Source organism: Luteibacter sp. Sphag1AF, assembly GCF_014192715.1.
Lineage (GTDB): Bacteria > Pseudomonadota > Gammaproteobacteria > Xanthomonadales > Rhodanobacteraceae > Luteibacter.
In genome coordinates this window covers 442,219-459,067 of record NZ_JACHYH010000001.1, presented here as the reverse complement: position 1 = coordinate 459,067, position 16,849 = coordinate 442,219, and the positions used below count along the sequence as shown (strand labels likewise).

At 63.6% G+C, this 16,849-nt stretch carries 14 protein-coding genes; 5 read left to right on the top strand and 9 right to left on the bottom strand.

Features of this window, described 5'->3' with window-relative positions; all coding sequences use genetic code 11:
* Positions 1-8: 8 nt before the first annotated feature.
* Positions 9-1,292 carry an MFS transporter gene (locus FHW69_RS02105; RefSeq protein ID WP_343203946.1) on the top strand — a complete coding sequence of 428 codons (1,284 nt, stop codon included), beginning with the start codon at positions 9-11 and terminating at the stop codon, positions 1,290-1,292.
* Here the strand turns inward: FHW69_RS02105 and FHW69_RS02100 are convergent.
* The 3 genes from FHW69_RS02100 to mtgA all read right to left on the bottom strand — a co-directional run bounded on the left by FHW69_RS02100 (position 1,285) and on the right by mtgA (position 3,477).
* Complete coding sequence (locus FHW69_RS02100) at positions 1,285-1,713, bottom strand: CBS domain-containing protein (protein ID WP_183421358.1); 429 nt, start codon at positions 1,711-1,713, stop codon at positions 1,285-1,287. The two genes, FHW69_RS02105 and FHW69_RS02100, sit on opposite strands and share 8 nt — an antisense overlap.
* Positions 1,714-1,809: 96 nt before the next feature.
* Complete coding sequence (locus tag FHW69_RS02095) at positions 1,810-2,733, bottom strand: glycosyltransferase family 2 protein (protein ID WP_183421357.1); 924 nt, start codon at positions 2,731-2,733, stop codon at positions 1,810-1,812.
* A 9-nt stretch (positions 2,734-2,742) separates the two neighbouring features.
* The gene (gene mtgA, locus FHW69_RS02090; RefSeq protein WP_183421356.1) at positions 2,743-3,477 is read right to left on the bottom strand and encodes a monofunctional biosynthetic peptidoglycan transglycosylase; all 735 of its coding nucleotides are present in this window, start codon (positions 3,475-3,477) and stop codon (positions 2,743-2,745) included.
* Between the two features lie 97 nt (positions 3,478-3,574).
* On the opposite strand from mtgA, the gene FHW69_RS02085 reads away from it, so the two are divergent.
* Complete coding sequence (locus FHW69_RS02085; protein WP_343203945.1) at positions 3,575-4,486, top strand: Hsp33 family molecular chaperone HslO; 912 nt, start codon at positions 3,575-3,577, stop codon at positions 4,484-4,486.
* 20 nt (positions 4,487-4,506) lie between these two features.
* Here FHW69_RS02085 and FHW69_RS02080 read toward each other — a convergent pair whose 3' ends face one another.
* The gene (locus FHW69_RS02080) at positions 4,507-7,404 is read right to left on the bottom strand and encodes an EAL domain-containing protein (protein WP_183421354.1); all 2,898 of its coding nucleotides are present in this window, start codon (positions 7,402-7,404) and stop codon (positions 4,507-4,509) included.
* 262 nt (positions 7,405-7,666) lie between these two features.
* On the opposite strand from FHW69_RS02080, the gene FHW69_RS02075 reads away from it, so the two are divergent.
* Complete coding sequence (locus FHW69_RS02075) at positions 7,667-8,623, top strand: hypothetical protein (protein ID WP_183421353.1); 957 nt, start codon at positions 7,667-7,669, stop codon at positions 8,621-8,623.
* 84 nt (positions 8,624-8,707) lie between these two features.
* On the opposite strand, the gene FHW69_RS02070 is transcribed toward FHW69_RS02075, so the two are convergent.
* From FHW69_RS02070 to FHW69_RS02050, 5 genes are all read right to left on the bottom strand, one after another.
* Positions 8,708-9,613, bottom strand: coding sequence for a DUF4097 family beta strand repeat-containing protein (locus tag FHW69_RS02070; protein WP_183421352.1), 906 nt, complete (start codon positions 9,611-9,613; stop codon positions 8,708-8,710).
* A 21-nt stretch (positions 9,614-9,634) separates the two neighbouring features.
* Positions 9,635-10,051: a hypothetical protein gene (locus tag FHW69_RS02065; protein ID WP_183421351.1), complete on the bottom strand. Its 417-nt coding sequence runs from the start codon at positions 10,049-10,051 to the stop codon at positions 9,635-9,637.
* Positions 10,051-10,596: a sigma-70 family RNA polymerase sigma factor gene (locus FHW69_RS02060; RefSeq protein WP_183422238.1), complete on the bottom strand. Its 546-nt coding sequence runs from the start codon at positions 10,594-10,596 to the stop codon at positions 10,051-10,053. Before FHW69_RS02060 ends, FHW69_RS02065 begins: the two co-directional genes overlap by 1 nt.
* Positions 10,597-10,740: 144 nt before the next feature.
* The gene (locus FHW69_RS02055; protein WP_183421350.1) at positions 10,741-12,528 is read right to left on the bottom strand and encodes a phosphoenolpyruvate carboxykinase (GTP); all 1,788 of its coding nucleotides are present in this window, start codon (positions 12,526-12,528) and stop codon (positions 10,741-10,743) included.
* A gap of 109 nt (positions 12,529-12,637) precedes the next feature.
* Positions 12,638-13,222 carry a TetR/AcrR family transcriptional regulator gene (locus FHW69_RS02050; protein WP_183422237.1) on the bottom strand — a complete coding sequence of 195 codons (585 nt, stop codon included), beginning with the start codon at positions 13,220-13,222 and terminating at the stop codon, positions 12,638-12,640.
* 104 nt (positions 13,223-13,326) lie between these two features.
* Here FHW69_RS02050 and FHW69_RS02045 point away from each other — a divergent pair, with 104 nt between their 5' ends.
* Both FHW69_RS02045 and FHW69_RS02040 read left to right on the top strand, forming a co-directional pair.
* The gene (locus FHW69_RS02045; RefSeq protein WP_255494485.1) at positions 13,327-14,238 is read left to right on the top strand and encodes an alpha/beta hydrolase; all 912 of its coding nucleotides are present in this window, start codon (positions 13,327-13,329) and stop codon (positions 14,236-14,238) included.
* Positions 14,239-14,310: 72 nt separating this feature from the next.
* A complete protein-coding gene (locus FHW69_RS02040) occupies positions 14,311-16,782 on the top strand; it encodes an acyl-CoA dehydrogenase (RefSeq protein ID WP_183421349.1) in 2,472 nt (823 codons plus the stop codon).
* Positions 16,783-16,849: the final 67 nt, after the last annotated feature.

The following is a 16,849-nucleotide window of genomic DNA, read 5'->3' as shown; positions in this document are numbered from 1 at the left end:
GACCTCACGTGAACGCACGTCGACAAGTCGCCTCAGGGGAGGGTCGCTCGCTGACGCTCTCGGCCCTCGCGTTTTTCTTCGTGATGACCTCGTACTACATCATTCGCCCGGTGCGCGATCAGCTGAGCGGTGCGGTCGGATCGGCGGGGCTTCCCGGTTTCTACGCCATCACCCTGGTGGTGATGCTATTGCTGACGCCCGTGTTCGGCTGGGTGGTGTCGCGCTTCGCGCGGCGACGGGTGCTGGTCGTCAGTTACGTGTTTTTTGCCGCGTGCCTTGCCGCTTTTGTGCCCGCCTTCGTCCATCAGGATCAGATTGGCGCGCGCGTATTGGGCAACGTGTTTTTCGTCTGGGTCAGCGTGTTCAACCTGTTTGTCGTGTCGCTGTTCTGGAGCTTCATGGCAGATATTTACGACAGCGGGCAGGCACGCCGGCTGTTTTCGCTGATCGCGCTGGGCGGCATGGGCGGTGCGCTGTTCGGCCCCACACTCACCTCAGCGCTGGTGGCGAGCATCGGTGTCGCGCCGTTGCTGGTAGTGTCCGCATTCGTGTTGTTGCTGGCACTGGTGCTTCTGCTGGTGCTGGCCCGGGACGACGAAGCTTCCGGTGCGCATGCCAGCGAGCAGAACGCGATTGGCGGCTCGTTGCTTGAAGGTGTGAAGTCGGCGTGGCGCAAGCCCTTCCTTCGCAACATGGCGCTGCTGATGCTGTTGAGCGACGGCATCGCGACCATGGCCTACGCCCTGATGGCCGACTACACCCAGACGCACTACCCGATGAAAGAGGCGCGCACGGCCTTCTATGCGCATCTGGATCTTGCGATCAACGTGCTGGGTGCAGGTCTTCAGCTGACGCTGACGCCCTATATCCTGCGGCGCTTCGGTGCCGGGTGGGGACTGGTGCTGCCTTCAGTGGTGAATTTCATCCTGCTGGGCATGGTCGCCATGTTCGGCACGCCGGATCTGGCGATGCTGGGCTTTTCCGTCTCTTTGCTGACAATCGTGCAGATCAGCACGCGCGGCCTGACTTATGGCATGACCAAGCCGGCGTCCGATGCGCTGTACACACGCATGCCCCGTGAAGCGCGCTACAAGGGCAAGAATTTCATCGAGACAACCGTCTGGCGCTTCGGCGACATGGTGATCACCAGCGGATTGCAGATACTGCGCGGCTTCGGCGTGACCATCGCCGGCCTGGGGCTTATCTGCGCGGCGCTGTCGGGTCTGGCCACGGTCGTGGCGCACCGCGCGTCGCGTGCGCCCGACCTCGAACCGGAAGACGACCTCAGCTAGCGATATAGCGTTGCAACTGGCCGATCTGTTCGGCCTGCTCGTCGATCACCGCCTTGACCAGGTCACCAATGGAGATGACCCCGATGACCCGCTCGCCGTCCACCACGGGGAGGTGGCGGATGTGGCTGTCGGTGCAAAGTCGCATGCAGTCTTCTACCGACGCATCACGGTCCACGGTCAGAACCGAGGAAGTCATGATGTCGGCCACCGGCGTGTTAGCCGATGAGCGGTCTTTCAGGATGACTTTGCGCGCGTAATCGCGCTCGGAAATGATGCCGGCCAATTGCTCGCCGCGCAGCACCAGCAGTGCGCCGACGCCGTGTTCCGCCATGCGGCGGACTGCATCCAGTACGGGGGCATCCGGAGCGATGGAGTACACCCCGCTGCCCTTGGTTTCCAGCAGATGTTTCACCTGGCGCATTGCTTCCCTCCCGAGACGGTCTTGGAAACGCTGTCGTGGCGAGTCTACCGCTGGCGGGCGTGGGCAGGGTAACAATCAGGTGAAAAATGGATGCTTTCAGCCGCGCTCTTCGTCGATGAAGTAGATCGGGCGCTGTTTGCTTTCTGAATAGGTGCGGCCCACATATTCCCCGATGACGCCGAGCGCCATCAGCTGGGCGCCTCCGAGAAACAGGATCACGACCATCAGCGTGGGATAGCCGCGCACCGGGTCGCCCCACACCAGCACCTTCAGCAGCACCCAGATGGCGTAAATGAACGCCAGAAGCGCTGCTGACATGCCCACCCAGGTGGCCAGGCGCAGCGGTGCGGTGGAAAACGACGTCAGGCCTTCAATGGCCAGATTGGTCAGGCGCCAATAGTTCCATTTGGTCTGGCCCGCTGCGCGCGCATCGCGACGATAGATGACGGCGGTCTGCCGATAGCCGACCCAGGCAAACAGGCCCTTCATGAAGCGCTGCCGTTCGCGCAGCGAGCGCAGGGCAAGCACGGCCCGGCGTGACATCAGGCGGAAGTCGCCTGTGTCGCGGGGAACGGGCGTATCGGACAGCCGTTCCATCACGCGATAGAACGCGGCAGAAGTGAATCGTTTCACGCGGGATTCGCCGTCGCGCTCGGCGCGGGTGGCGTAAACCACGTCGTAGCCTTCGCGGGCGCGCTCAAGCAATGCCGGAATGAGCTCGGGAGGGTCCTGGAGATCGGCGTCAATCACCACCACGGCATCGGCGTCTGCGCGATCCAGTCCGGCGGTCATGGCGGCTTCTTTGCCGAAGTTGCGCGAAAGCTTCAGCGCCGTGACCCGCGGATCAGCAGCAGCCAGCGCGTCGATCATGGACCAGGTGTTGTCCGCACTGCCGTCGTCTACATAAAGCACGCGGCCGGCAAGCGGCAACGCGTCGAGGACCGCCATGATGCGCTGATGGAAAGCGGGAAGTACGGCGGCTTCGTTATACGCGGGTACGACGACGGTCAGCGACTGCATGGCGGGCCTTTACCGGGGGCGTGGAGCGGGACGGCGGGTAACATAGTCGGTGCCCCCCAGATGCGCCATCTGTTGAAGAATCCAGGCGGTGCGCCGCTGAACATAAGCACTGGGTGCATCGACCCGCAGCTTTTTGGGATTGGGCAGCACGGCGGCCAGACGCGCGGCCTGCGTGGGCGAAAGTTGCGCGGGTGAGGCATGCAGAAGGGTGTCGCTGGCGGCGCCTACGCCGTACACGCCATCGCCCAGCTCGGCGATGTTCATGTACACCTCAAGGATGCGCTGCTTGGGCCAAAGCGCTTCGATCAGCACCGTGAACCACGCTTCCAGCCCTTTACGGACAAAGCTGCGGCCGTTCCAGAGGAACAGGTTCTTCGACACCTGCTGGCTGATGGTGCTGGCGCCGCGCAGGCGCTTGCCCTCATCCGCCGCGTCCAGCGCATCCTGGATCGCGTCGACGTCAAATCCGTGATGGAAAGGGAATTTCTGATCCTCCGCAGCCACCATGGCCAGCGGCACCTGAGGTGTCACGGCCGACCACGGCACCCAGCGGTAGCGCAGGTGAAAGTCTTTCTCGCCCGAGAAGGTGGCTTCCACGCGCCGTTCCATCATGGTGGCGCTGGTCCAGGGCGGCACAAACCGGAGCACCAGCACCATCAGGCAGCTCAGGGCCAGCCAGGACACGGCGAGAATGGCGAGCCATCGGGCAATGCGGCGGGCAATCGAGCGGGTCTCGTGGCTCATGGTGTCGGTATGGGGGCGGATGCGGCAGTATACGGGGGCGCTCTTGCTCCCGTGTTGCTCAGCCCCCATCTTCCGCGGCTTGCCCTGGAGAACTATCGTGATTGAGCCCATCGTCCAACAGGTACCCGTCAACGACGTGCTGCACCGCTTCATGCTGGAGCGTGCCGGCGTGCGTGGCGTGCTGGTGCGCCTTGGCGAGAGCTGGCGCGAAATCTCATCGCGCGCGGACTACCCCGATCAGTTGCGTGACCTTCTGGGCCAGTCCATGGCCGCGAGCGCGCTGCTGACCGGCAATATCAAGTTTGAAGGTTCGCTGTCGCTCGAATTCCGCAGCGATGGCCCGTTGCGTCTGATGTTCGCCGAGTGCACCGACAAGGGCCGGCTGCGCGGCATCGCCCGCTGGGAGGGCGACCTGCCGACCCCGCTGGACCTCAAGGACCTGCCCGCCGCGATGATGGCCATCACCATCGGTCACCCTGAGCGCGGCCGTTATCAGGGCGTGGTGGATCTGGATGCCGGGTCGGTTGCCGATGCCATTGAAGGCTACTTTGAACGATCCGAGCAGTTGCCCGCCCGCATCCTGCTTGCGGCGGATGGCGATCAGGCGGTGGGCCTCATGTTGCAGCCGATTCCCGGCGAAGGTGGCCATAGCGCGGCCGAAGACGACGCAGATGCCTGGGATCGCGTGCGCGCGCTGACCGCTACGCTGGAATCGTCCGAAATGCTGGGCACGCATCCGGAGGAACTGCTTTACCGGCTGTACCACGAAGAAACCGTGCGCCTGTACGAACCGCGTGAAGTGGCGTTCGGCTGCACGTGCTCACGTGAGCGCGTGGGTACGATGCTGCGTTCGCTGGGCCGGCAGGAAATCGAATCCACGCTGGATCAGCGCGAAGGCGAGATCGAGGTGGTCTGCGAGTTCTGCGCTGCCCGCTACGTGTTTGACCGTGTGGATGCCGAAGTCCTGCTCAGTGCCGATCCGTCGGAAAACCCGGGCACGCTGCAATAAACCTCAGACGGTCGCGCGTTTCACAGGCTCAGGCTGAGTGGGGCGCGCAACCATTTGGTGGCTGGCGCAGGCTGGGCAAACAGGAAGCCCTGGCCAAAGCGGCAACCCACGCGTTGCAGCGCGGCCTTCTGCGCTTCCGTTTCGATGCCTTCGGCAATGACCTGCATGCGCAGCGAATTGGCCAGCGCCTGGATCGCCCGGACGACCGCCGTGCTGTGACCCTCACCCTCATCGGGCAGCTCGACCACGAATGAGCGGTCGATCTTCAGGGTTTCAATCGGATACTGATGCAGATAGCTCAGTGACGAGTAGCCGGTGCCGAAGTCGTCCAGCGCGATGCCCACGCCGTGGGCGCGCAGGTTGTCCAGCATGCGCTTCACCTGTGCCGGGTTTTCCAGAAGCGCGCGCTCGGTGACTTCCACACGGATGAGGCGTGCGGGCACGTCGTGTTCGGCCAGCAGGTCGAGCAGCCGCTGATCCAGGTCCGGTGAGCGGAAATGGCTGCCGGACACGTTGATGCTGATGAATCCCTCATCGCGGGCAAGCGCGCGCGCCTGGACGAACACCTGCTGGAAAATCTGCCAGTCGATGGCTTCCGCGCAGCCGGTATCTTCGGCAACGGCAAGGAAATCGGCAGGCGAAAGCAGGCCGCGTTCCGGATGGCGCCAGCGCAGCAGCGCCTCATAGCCAACGACGCGATTCTCGGCAAGTTCCACGATGGGCTGGTAATAAGGCACGAACTCGCTGCGCGTGAGCGCGCGGCGCAGGTCGCCTTCCAGTTCCAGCAGCGAAAGCGCTTCGCGACGCAGGCGATCATCGAACACGGCGGCGCGGTGACGACCTTCGGCTTTCGCCCGGTACATCGCCGAATCGGCATCGCGGAGCAGTTCTTCCGGGCGCGTGTATTCCGGCGTGGGCAACGCGATGCCGATGGAAGCGGACGTGAAGATTTCTTTTGCACCCAGGCGGAATGGCGTCTGCAACTGGTCGATGATGCGCTCGGCGATCTGCGTGGCGGCGGCCGGGTCTGTGATGCCTTCCACGAGCACGGCGAATTCGTCGCCGCCCAGGCGTGCGACGACATCACGTGTTTTCAGGCAGGCGCGGATGCGGCCACCGACCTGGAACAGCAGATCGTCGCCCACCAGGTGACCCACCGAATCGTTGATGACCTTGAAACGGTCCAGGTCAATGAACAGGACAGCGAACAGCGATGCCGGGTCTTCCTGATAGTGCGCGAGTGCCTGTTCCAGACGTTGCAGGAGCAGCGTGCGGTTGGGCAGGCCGGTCAGCGAGTCGTGCAGCGTTTCATACTTCAGCCGGCGCTCGACGCGCTCGCGTTCGGCGATCTGTTCGCGCAGATCACGGTTGGCCAGAGCCAGTGCACGCGTGCGTTCGGTAACGCGGCGTTCGAGGCTGGCGTAAGCCTGTTTCAATGACTCGGTGGTGTATTTGCGTTGCAGTGCGTTGGCGATGTGGTAGCTGACGAAGGTCAGCAGTTCCTGGTCGCGCGCGCTGTAAGTGTGCTCGGGCGAATAGCTCTGTACCGCCAGCACACCCATGGATTTCTCGTTCCAGATGAGCGGCACACCCAGCCAGTGCAGGGAGCGGGCGCCGCTGGTGGTGAGAATCTGTTCGTCGTTCAGTTTGTCTATTTCGCTGCGGTCAGCAAGCATCGCCTTGCCATTGCGCAGCACGAATTCAGTGAGGCCACGGCCGAGTTCGCGCGGTTCGCGCGAGCCGTCCACTTCATCCACCGAATACGGAAAGGTGAGGGTGCTCTGGTCTTCGCTTAGCAGCGCGATATAGAAATTGCGCGCATACAGCAGGCCGCCGATGACCCGATGCACGGCAGCGTAGAAGTTCTCGATGCTGTCGGACGTGTTGGCAAGTTCGGCGATGCGGAAGAGGGCAGCCTGCAACCGTTCGCCGCGCTGGCGCTGCAACACCTGCTGGCGCAGCACGCGATTGGCTTCGCGCAGTGCGGCCGTGCGGGTGGTGACGCGACGTTCCAGTTCTTCGTGCGCCTGCCGGCGCTCCAGCGCCGTCTGCACGTGCTGGGCCACGTAGGTCAGCAGCTCGCGGTCGTTGTCGGTGTAGTGCGTGTCGTCGCGATAACTCTGCACGACCAGTGCGCCCACCACGTCGTCGCCACGTTTCAGCGGCACGCCCAGCCAGTCTTCGCTGGGCGGGCCTGCGCGGCGGTGCGGGCCGGGAATCTGGCGTTCCAGCTCGTGGCTGGCGCCCATCATCGGTCGACCCTCGTGCAGCAGATACCACGTGAGGCTGTGTTCGATTTCGTCGATGGGACGGATGCATTCCGGATCAGGAATGTCCGGGTCCTGGGAATCGACGAAATACGGGAAACGCACCGTGCGCGCCTGAGCGTCGAACAGCACGATGAAGAAGTTCTCTGCGTACATGAGGCTGCCCACAATGCTGTGGAGCGAGCTCATCATGTCTTTCATGTTGTGCTCGGCGCCTGCCTGCTCGGCAATGGCGTACAGCGCACGCTGAAGACGTTCGGCCAGCGCCAGGCGCGAGATGGCCTCATAAAGGTTCGCCGTCTCGGCAAGCTGGCGCAGACGGCCCGATACCAGGCGACCCACCCAGGCAATGCTGTCCTGCCATGTGTGGCGCTCGGTGGCGCCGGTGCGCAGTTCCAGGACCCGCAGCGTGCGCGGTTCCACGGCCATCTCAATAAGCGTGTGCGGACCTGAATCGAGTCCCGATACCTCGCCGTCGCGCCATTGAACAACGGCGTCGGGCAGGAAGCAGGCAGCCAGCGTCTGGCATTCGCGAGTGACGGCTTCCGCGTCCGGGGCGCGGAACAGCCGTTCCACCGACCCGTGCAGGGCTTCGTCATCCCCCGGAAAGGACTCTGTCAGGGCCGTGCTGTGTTCAGACGCGATGGTCATTCGCTGGCGGCTGTCCGGATCGGGTTGATGGCAGTTTATATGGGTACGGCGGCTTGCGGTGATGGTTTTTGACAAGCAGTCGCAGAGCCGGCGAGACTGGGGCGAAGCCCGTTCCGGAACGTTAAACGGCAGTAAACGCCGTTCCTGAAGTGGTAACCACGGGGTGTTAGTAAAACGTAAAACGGGGTACACTCAAATCGTTCCGGTGGGCTGGGTCGGGACGAACGGGGAAGCCAGCCAATTCCTGTCGACACAGATACCTATGCGCCGATCGCTCTCCACATTGCTGCTTATGCTGCCGCTCGCTGCGGCCGGACAAGTTGCGTCTGGTGGAAACGACGCGCAGAGCTCACGTCTGCTGACTTCGCCGGTGCTTCTGCCTTCGACTCCCGGTGTCACCACCACGCCGTTGTGGCAGGCCGCTGATGGCCGCACGTTGTCGATTCGCAATTCTTCGCGCCCCGATACGCTCTCGCCGCTGGCCGTGAGCCCCGTGCTGAGTGGACCGTCGTTTTCCTCCGGTTTGCAGTATGACCTGGGCCCGCGCATTCAGGCGCATGCCGAAGTCAGTGGCCAGCAGTGGCTCAATTCCACCGAAGCCTGCGGCAGTTCTGTTTCCACCCGCACTGATCTTTGCAGCACGCCTGGCGCGCCGCCGCGCATCGTAGGCAGCGAAGTCGGCGCCACGTTCCGTGGCGACGCTTATAGCGTGGGCGTGGGCATCGGATCGTCCCGTCCGTCGACCGCCGGTCCCGTGCTTCCGCGCGTGGTGCCGGGTTTGTCCACGGTCGCGGGTCTGCCGTTGGGCACGTTTGGTTCCAGTACGGAATTCAATGCACACGGCCGCGTGAATATTGATGCGCGCAGTGGTTTTGATCTCGGTGCCAGCATGGGCCGCATCCGTCTGCTGCCGGGCAATCTGCTGGGCCTGGGCGCCGTCGATCAGAAAGCACTGAGTTTCGGCGTGGATCGTGGTCCGCTCAGTGGCTCGATCACGGGCCGCACCATGCAGCCGGAAGCGGCCATCGTGAATGGCCTGAACGCGGATCGTCGCTGGTCCGCCATCGACCTGGGCGTGACCTGGCATCTGCCGTGGCGCGGCGAGTTGAGCGTGGGTGCACAGAACGTCTGGTCGTCGGGCAATGCGCCCACACCGGCCGCAGGTCCGGAACCGGATCAGGGGCGCACGCCGTACGTGCAGTACCATCAGGATCTCTGAGTTGCGCGCGGTGCGCGTGCTCTGACCGAACAAAAAAGAAGGGCCGGTAACGCGATGCGTTACCGGCCCTTCTCACATCTGCCGTCAGCGATCCTGCTTGCGGACGCGGATGTCGCCGCTGAACGATTCGAGGTGGACATAGCCGCTGCCGTCACCGATGGTTGTCTTCAGCTCTTTGCCCGGGCCGTCTTCATCCCGGGACGGCGTGCCGAAGTCGCTGCGGATCTCGCCGCTGAAGGTGGACACGTTGAGGCGTGAACCGGTATTGGCAGGCAGCTGCAATTGCACGTCGCCGCTCATGGCATCCACGTCGAGCTTGCCGCCCGGGGCGGGGCCGCCGTTGATCAGGATGTCGCCGGATACGGTGCTGAAGGAGGCTTCGCGCCACGGGCCGCCACCGATGGTCATGCGGCCGGATACTGTCTGTGCCTCCACGCTTTCGACCACGCTGGGCGCCGTGATGTCCCCGCTGACCGTCTGCAATTCCGCCTTCGTGGCCCGGCCTGAGAGATCGATGCTGCCACTGACGCTTTGCACTTCGATCTTCGGCGTGCGCACGTTGGCGCGCACCTTGCCGCTCACGGTATTGATGCTGACGCGCCCGCCGTCGAGGCCATCGATGCTGAGCGGTGCGCTCACCACGTTGATATCCACATCGACCGATCTGGGCACGCGCACATTGAGGACGGTGCCCTGCATGCGGGTATCGCTGTCCCAGTTGAAGAAGCCGTTCTTGCCGTTGGCTTCTACCTTGATGTCGACCTCGCGATCATCGCCGCCCAGTTCAAGGGGGCGCGCGCCATCGCCGAGCGTGCCCGACACCTGCACCGTGTTGCGATCCCACGTGGTGACGGTCACTTCGCCTTTCACGTTGTTGATGTTGATGTGTGCATTGGGACGCACGTCACGGCTGAGGTTGATCGGCGTGCCGGCAATGGCATGTCCGATAGAGAAAGCCAGCAGCAGGGGAGTGAGATAGAGCATTTTCATGGGAGGTCTCTTCTGCGGGGCTTAGCCGGCTTGCTGTTCGAGATGACGCAGGCGATCACGTTGACGTTCGGTGCGTTCAAGCAGGCGCTGAAGCGCCGGGGAATTCGGGGAATCCTGCATGGCCTGACTGAGCTCCATGCGCGCGGCATCCAGTTCGACCGCAGCACCTGCAAGGCGCGGATCACTGGGTTTCCACGCTGGCGCGGATGCAAACTCAGGTGTCTGGACCGGAGCAATGAGATGAAGACCCAGTGTGCCGCCCAGCACGGCCACGCCTGCGATGGCGGCGGCCCTCAGCCAGGGGCGGGCGCGTGGTCGCCGGGCGGCTGCCACAGGGGCGAGTTCCAGTTGCCGGTCGATGTCGGCCCACAGATCCCGGCGCGGAGTTACCGGCCGGTTGAGGGCGCGCATCTGGCGCAGGTAATCGAGGTCGTTCATTACTTTTCTCCCAGCGCGCGCCGGAGCAATCCCCGCGCGCGATGCAATTGTGCTTTCGACGAACCCACCGCCATCCCGAGTTCAATGGCGATTTCTTCGTGCTTCCAGCCTTCCACGTCATGCAGTACCAGTACCGCCCGCGCCCTTGGAGGCAGCAAGGCAATCGCTTTTTCCAGTTCCTCGCGCTCGGCCGGGCAGAACGGCCGGTCAGCGGGATCAGGCAGATGCTCTTCGTCCATGATCGTGACCGGGTCGGCGTTGCGGGCACGTATGGACATCAGTGCCGTATTCACCGCCAGCCGGTAGATCCACGTGCCGAACGCGCTTTCAAACCGGAAGCTCTCAAGCTTTTGCCACGCCTTGACGAACGCTTCCTGCACCAGGTCTTCCGCCCGGGCATGATCGAAGGCGGCAAGGCGGAGCACGGCGCCATACACGCGGTCGGAATGGCGGCGGTAAAGCGTCTCGAACGCCTTGCGATCACCGGCCACGGCGGCGCGCACGACGTCGTCGTCGGTCGATTCCGCTGGCAGCTCAGGCTGCATGTAGGGTTCGGTGACCAGGCATAAGGCGCTCATCTTGCCACCTTGGATGCCGGTTCGCGCGCAATGGTTTAGACCTTTGCGTTTCCCATAAAGAAAACGCCCGGCGTGGCCGGGCGATTCTGGTGTGCGAAGGGGCGGTGAAGATCAGCCGACCGCGCGTTCCTTTTCCATGCCGGCCAGGGCGGCCAGCAAGTCGTCGCTGACGCGACGGCGTTCTTCCTTCAGGCGTTCGGGCATGCGCTGGCCGAAGCCGTCCAGATACTCGCCAATGTGGTCCAGCTCGACCTGCCAGCTTTCAAGGTCCACGTGCAGCAGGGCGTCCAGCGCGCCGTCCTTGAGGTTCAGTCCGTGCAGGTTGAGCTCGCCCGGTGCGGGCACGGTGCCGATGGGGGTTTTCTCGCCCGGCACAGAGCCGGTGACCCGGCCGATCATCCACTCAAGCACGCGCAGATTGTCGCCGTAGCCCGGCCACATGAAACCGCCATCGCTGTCCTTGCGGAACCAGTTCACGTGGAAGATTTTCGGCAGCCGCGCGCCGGGCTTGTCGAACGATAGCCAGTGCGCGAAGTAGTCCGCGAAGTTGTAGCCGCAGAACGGCTTCATGGCCATGGAGTCGCGACGCAGAACGCCCACGGCACCCGTGGCAGCAGCGGTGGTTTCCGAGCCCATGGCTGCACCGACCAGTACGCCGTGCGCCCAGTCTTTGGCCTCGAATACCAGGGGAACCAGTGACGGACGGCGGCCACCGAAGACAATGGCCGAAATGGGGACGCCCCGTGCGTCTTCCGCTTCCGGCGCCCAGCTCGGGCACTGCTTCGCGCTGACGGTGAAGCGGGAGTTCGGATGGGCGGCAGGGCCATTGGCCTTGTCGTAGGGACGACCCTGCCAGTCGGTGACTGGCTCACCTTCACCCAGGCCTTCCCACCACGGGCGATTGTCTGCCGTGAGAGCGACGTTGGTAAAAATCGCATCGTGGCCCAGCGTGGACAGCGCGCTGGGATTGGTGCCCGGGCCGGTGCCCGGCGCCACGCCAAAATAGCCGGCTTCCGGATTGATGGCCCACAACCTTCCATCGTCGCCCGGGGTCATCCAGCAGATATCGTCACCGACGGTCCAGATCTTCCAGCCATCCTTGCGATGACCTTCGGTCGGAATGAGCATGGCCAGATTGGTTTTGCCGCATGCCGAGGGAAACGCTGCGGCGATGTAGTGTTTCTCGCCCTTGGGGTTTTCCACGCCGACGATGAGCATGTGCTCGGCGAGCCAGCCTTCCTTGCGTGCCTGATGGCTGGCGATGCGCAGGGCGTGGCATTTCTTGCCCAGCAGCGCGTTGCCGCCGTAACCGGAGCCAATCGACTTGATCGACAGCTCCTCCGGGAAATGCATGATGAAGCGGCGCTCCGGGTCAAGATCGCCCGTGGAATGCAGGCCGCGCACGAAGGAGCCTTCGCGCTCGATACGCCTGAGTGCCGGTGCGCCCATGCGGGTCATGATCCGCATGTTGGCAACGACATAGGGGCTGTCGGTGATTTCCACGCCGCAACGCGCGATGGGGGAATCAATCGGGCCCATGCAATAGGGGATCACATACATGGTGCGGCCGCGCATCGCGCCTTCGAACAGGGCGTCGATCTTCGCGTGCGCATCGGCAGGCGCCATCCAGTGGTTGTTGGGGCCCGCGTCCTCTTCCTCCGGCGTGCACACGAAGGTCAGGTGTTCAACGCGCGCCACATCCGAGGGATGGGAGCGGTGCAGGTAGCTGCGCGGATTCGTGGTGGGATTCAGGGCGATCAGATCGCCTGTGCCCAGCATGGTTTCTACGAGGCTGTCGTATTCCGCATCCGAACCGTCGCACCAGTGAATCCGGTCAGGCTGAGTGAGCCGGGCAACATCTGCCACCCAGCGATTCAACGATTCCAGAGAGCTTGCCATGTCGCGCATCCTTCGTGGTCTCCATGTAAAAACATGAAGTGACAGTAGTTTGCGGTCGCTGGTATTGGCAAGGTACGGCGCAGCATCGCACGCCGTATGTGTTCATTTTTCAGGCTTTTTCAGGCGTGAGCGTGGTGATGACATGTTCGACGTACGCGTCGAATTCGTCATGGCTCAGGCGCGGAAGACCCAGCGTGAAGTTCAGTTGAAGGAAACCCACATACGCCGCATAGGTGAGGCGTGCGCGATGCAGTGCGGTGACCGGCTCCAGTCCCGCCTCGCGATACATGGTGTTGAGGAAGTCCATGCGCCGCTGTGACACGCGGGCCATGACCGGCACCACCTGCGGGTGATCCAGCGCCTTCAGCAGTGCGGCATACACGCGATGCGGTTGCAACTCGTGCGCCACGCGGCGGAACAGCTCCGGCAAGCGCTGGCGGGGGTCGCTGATGAGCTCCATCTTGCCCAGCACTTCGCGCTCGCCGTATTCCTCCCAGCGTTCCAGCGCCGCCTGAAGCAGCGCTTCGCGGGTGCGGAAGTGCCAGTAGAAGCTGCCCTTGGTGACGCCCAGCCGACGGGCCAGGGCCTCCACGGCCAGTGCGCCAACGCCTTGCTCGGCGATCAGGGCCAGGGCGCCATCTTCCCAATCTTCAGCGGAGAGGCGGACTCGTTCGTTTTTAGCACCTGCATTCATCGGCGCATGGTAGCTGACCAGCGGAGCAATGCAATCGGGACGTGCAGCGTCATGCTGCATAAGACCTTGACTTTCAACGCGTTGAATGACCGTACGGAGGCGTATTGACGCAGGTCTGTCGGGGCTACATACTCGGGCGTATGGTCATTGATCCCACCACCAGCACGAGTGTCCACGAAACCGTCGTTGCCCACGATGGCATTGCGCTTGCCACGGAACGCTGGCCAGGAAGCCGCCGCCCGTCGCTGATCTTCGCACATGGCTTCGGCCAGACAAGACACGCGTGGGCCGGTTCGGCCCGCACGCTGGCCGGGCTGGGGTTTGATGCCACCACCTTCGACGCCCGCGGGCACGGACAAAGCGACCATGTGGCCGGTGGGGATTACCACATGCCGCAGTTTGTCTCCGACCTGCTGACCGTTGCCGGTCGCCGCGCTGCGGCCGATGGCGTGGCCCCCGTGCTGGTGGGCGCTTCCATGGGCGGCCTGCTGGGTCTGGTGGCAGCGGGGGAGGCGGATGAGGCACATCCTTTTTCGGCACTGGTTCTCGTGGACATCACGCCGCGATGGGAAACCCGTGGCGTGGAACGTATTCTCGGGTTCATGCGTGCGCACCCGGACGGATTCGCCAGCTACGAAGAGGCCGCCTCGGCGATCGAGGTGTACCTGCCGCATCGTCGCGAGCGCAAGACCGAATCCCAGCTCAAGCCGCTGATGCGCGAAGACGCGCAGGGCCGCCTGCGCTGGCATTGGGACCCGGCCATGCTCGACAGCGTGGTTTCGGAAAGCGAGCGCTATCAGCCCAGGCTGTTTGCCGCCGCCGCGCGTGTCAGTGTGCCGGTGCTGCTGCTTTCCGGTGGACGCAGCGACGTGGTCTCACACGAGACCGTCAACGAATTCCTCAAACTGGTGCCCCACGCGCGCCACGTGACGTTGCCCGAGGCAACCCACATGGTGGCGGGGGATGCCAACGACGACTTCACGCGTGAAATCGTTCGATTCACAGAAGCACTGTAACGTTTAGTACCAATCGGCCAGGGCATGTTCCTGGCTGCAACGAAGCCTGATGACAGTAACGAGGTAACCCCGATGTCTGCGATTCTTGTTGTGCTGGCGGCGCTCATCGCCTCCGGCGCGTGTGCCTACCACCGCACCAGCCTGCGTACGTGGGTCGTGGCAACGGCGGTCACTGTTCTGGTCGTCGGTCTCATTGCCCGCGCGCCCTTCACGACCGTGATTCTCCTGATCGTGCTCGCCCTCGTGGCGGCACCGCTGCTGATGATCGACTTCCGCCGCAAGAAGATCAGCGCTCCGCTTCTGGCCATGTTTGCCAAGGTCACGCCGAAGCTTTCGGCTACCGAGCAGACGGCGCTGGAAGCCGGCACGGTCGGCTTTGAAGGCCAGCTGTTCTCCGGCAAGCCGGAATGGTCCGAACTGCTCAAGCAGCCGAAGCCCGAACTCAGCGTGGAAGAGCAGGCGTTCCTCGACGGCCCCGTCGAAGAACTCTGCGGCATGGTCGACGACTGGCAGATCACCCACGAACTGGCCGACCTTCCGCCGAACGTGTGGGAGTTCCTCAAGAAGAACCGGTTCTTCGGCATGATCATTCCGAAGAGCTACGGTGGTCTGGGTTTCTCGGCGCTGGCCCATTCGGCTGTGTTGCAGAAGCTCTCCAGCATGTCGCAGACGCTGGCTTCCACCGTTGCCGTGCCCAACTCGCTTGGACCGGGCGAACTGCTGATGCACTACGGCAGCGATGAGCAGAAGAACCACTATCTGCCGCGTCTGGCCGATGGCCGCGAAATTCCCTGCTTCGCGCTGACCGGCCCGTATGCCGGTTCCGACGCCACCTCGATTCCCGACTACGGCATCGTGACTCGCGGCATGTGGAACGGCGAAGAAACCGTCGGTATCCGCCTGACCTTCGACAAGCGCTACATCACGCTGGCGCCCGTCGCCACGGTGGTGGGTCTTGCCTTCCGCATGTACGACCCGGACAAGCTTCTGGGTGACAAGGAAGACCTGGGCATCACGCTGGCACTGCTGCCGCGCGAAACGCCGGGGATGGAAATCGGTCGTCGCCACTTCCCGTTGAATACGCCGTTCCAGAACGGTCCCATTCACGCGAAGGATGTCTTTGTTCCGCTGTCCACGCTCATTGGCGGGCCGCACATGGCCGGTCAGGGCTGGCGCATGCTGGTCGAGTGCCTGTCTGTCGGCCGCGCGATCTCGCTGCCGTCCAACGCCACGGGCGCAGCCCGCATGGCCGTGTCGGCTACCGGTTCCTATGCCCGCATGCGCAAGCAGTTCGGCCTGGCCATCGGTCGCTTTGAAGGTGTGGAAGAAGCGCTCGCCCGCATCGGTGGTCTGACTTACGCCACCCAGGCGCTGTCGCGCGCTACGGCTGCGGCCGTGGATCGTGGCGAGAAGCCCGCCGTGCCGTCCGCCATCGCGAAGTACCACGCCACGGAATGGTGCCGTCAGATCGCCAGCGATGCGATGGACGTGCATGGTGGCAAGGGCGTGATCCTCGGTCCCAAGAACTACATGGGTCGTGGCTGGCAGAGCGTGCCCATCGCCATCACGGTGGAGGGCGCCAACATCATGACGCGCAGCCTGATGATCTTCGGTCAGGGCGCCATTCGCTGCCATCCCTATGTGCTCAAGGAAATGCAGGCGCTCAGCATCGAGGACTACCGCGAGCGCGTGAAGACCTTCGACAAGGCGCTGTTCGGTCATATCGGTTTCGGCATTTCCAACGCGGTGCGCAGCTTCACGCTGGGTATCACCGCGTCGCACATCGGTGAAACGGCCGGTGATGCCTACACCCGCCGCTACTACCGCAAGCTCAACCGTTATTCGGCAGCGCTGGCACTGTGCGCTGACGTTTCCATGGGCGTGCTGGGCGGCAAGCTGAAGTTCAAGGAAAAGCTGTCGGCGCGTCTGGGTGACGTGCTCAGTTTCCTCTATATCGCCAGCTCGATGCTGAAGCGTTACGAGGATACCGGCCGTCCGGAAGCAGATCGTCCGCTGCTTGCGTGGGCTTTCCACGAGTGCGTGTATCGCATGCAGGAAGCGCTGGATGGCGTGATCCGCAACTTCCCCGTCCGTCCGGTGGCATGGCTGCTGCGTGCCCTGGTGTTCCCGCTGGGTCGCCGCGAAGTGCCGCCGTCGGATCGCCTGGGTCGTCGCGTTGCCGCGCTGATCACCGCGCCCAGCGAAGCGCGTGATCGCCTGACCACGTGGACCTACCTGACCCCCACGGCCAACAACACGGTGGGCCGCATGAACGCGCTGCTTCCCGATGTGATCGCCGCCGAGCCGGTGGAGCGCAAGCTGGTGAAGGCGCAGAAGAGCGGTCAGATCAAGGCTCACGAGTACAACGACCAGCTGGTGGAAGCAGAGAAGCTGGGTGCCATCACGGCGGCTGAGCGTGAACTGCTCCAGCGCGTCCGCGACGGCGTGGCCGAATTCATCTCGGTGGATGACTTCGATACCTCCGAACTCCGAGCCGCCGTTGTCCGCGGTGAAGAGCCGGCCAAGAGCGTCAAGGCTGCGTAAGCAGTCCTCGCCTGAATAGCAAAAAGCCCGCAGAAAAAACGCGGGCTTTTTCATGTCTGGCGAGGCT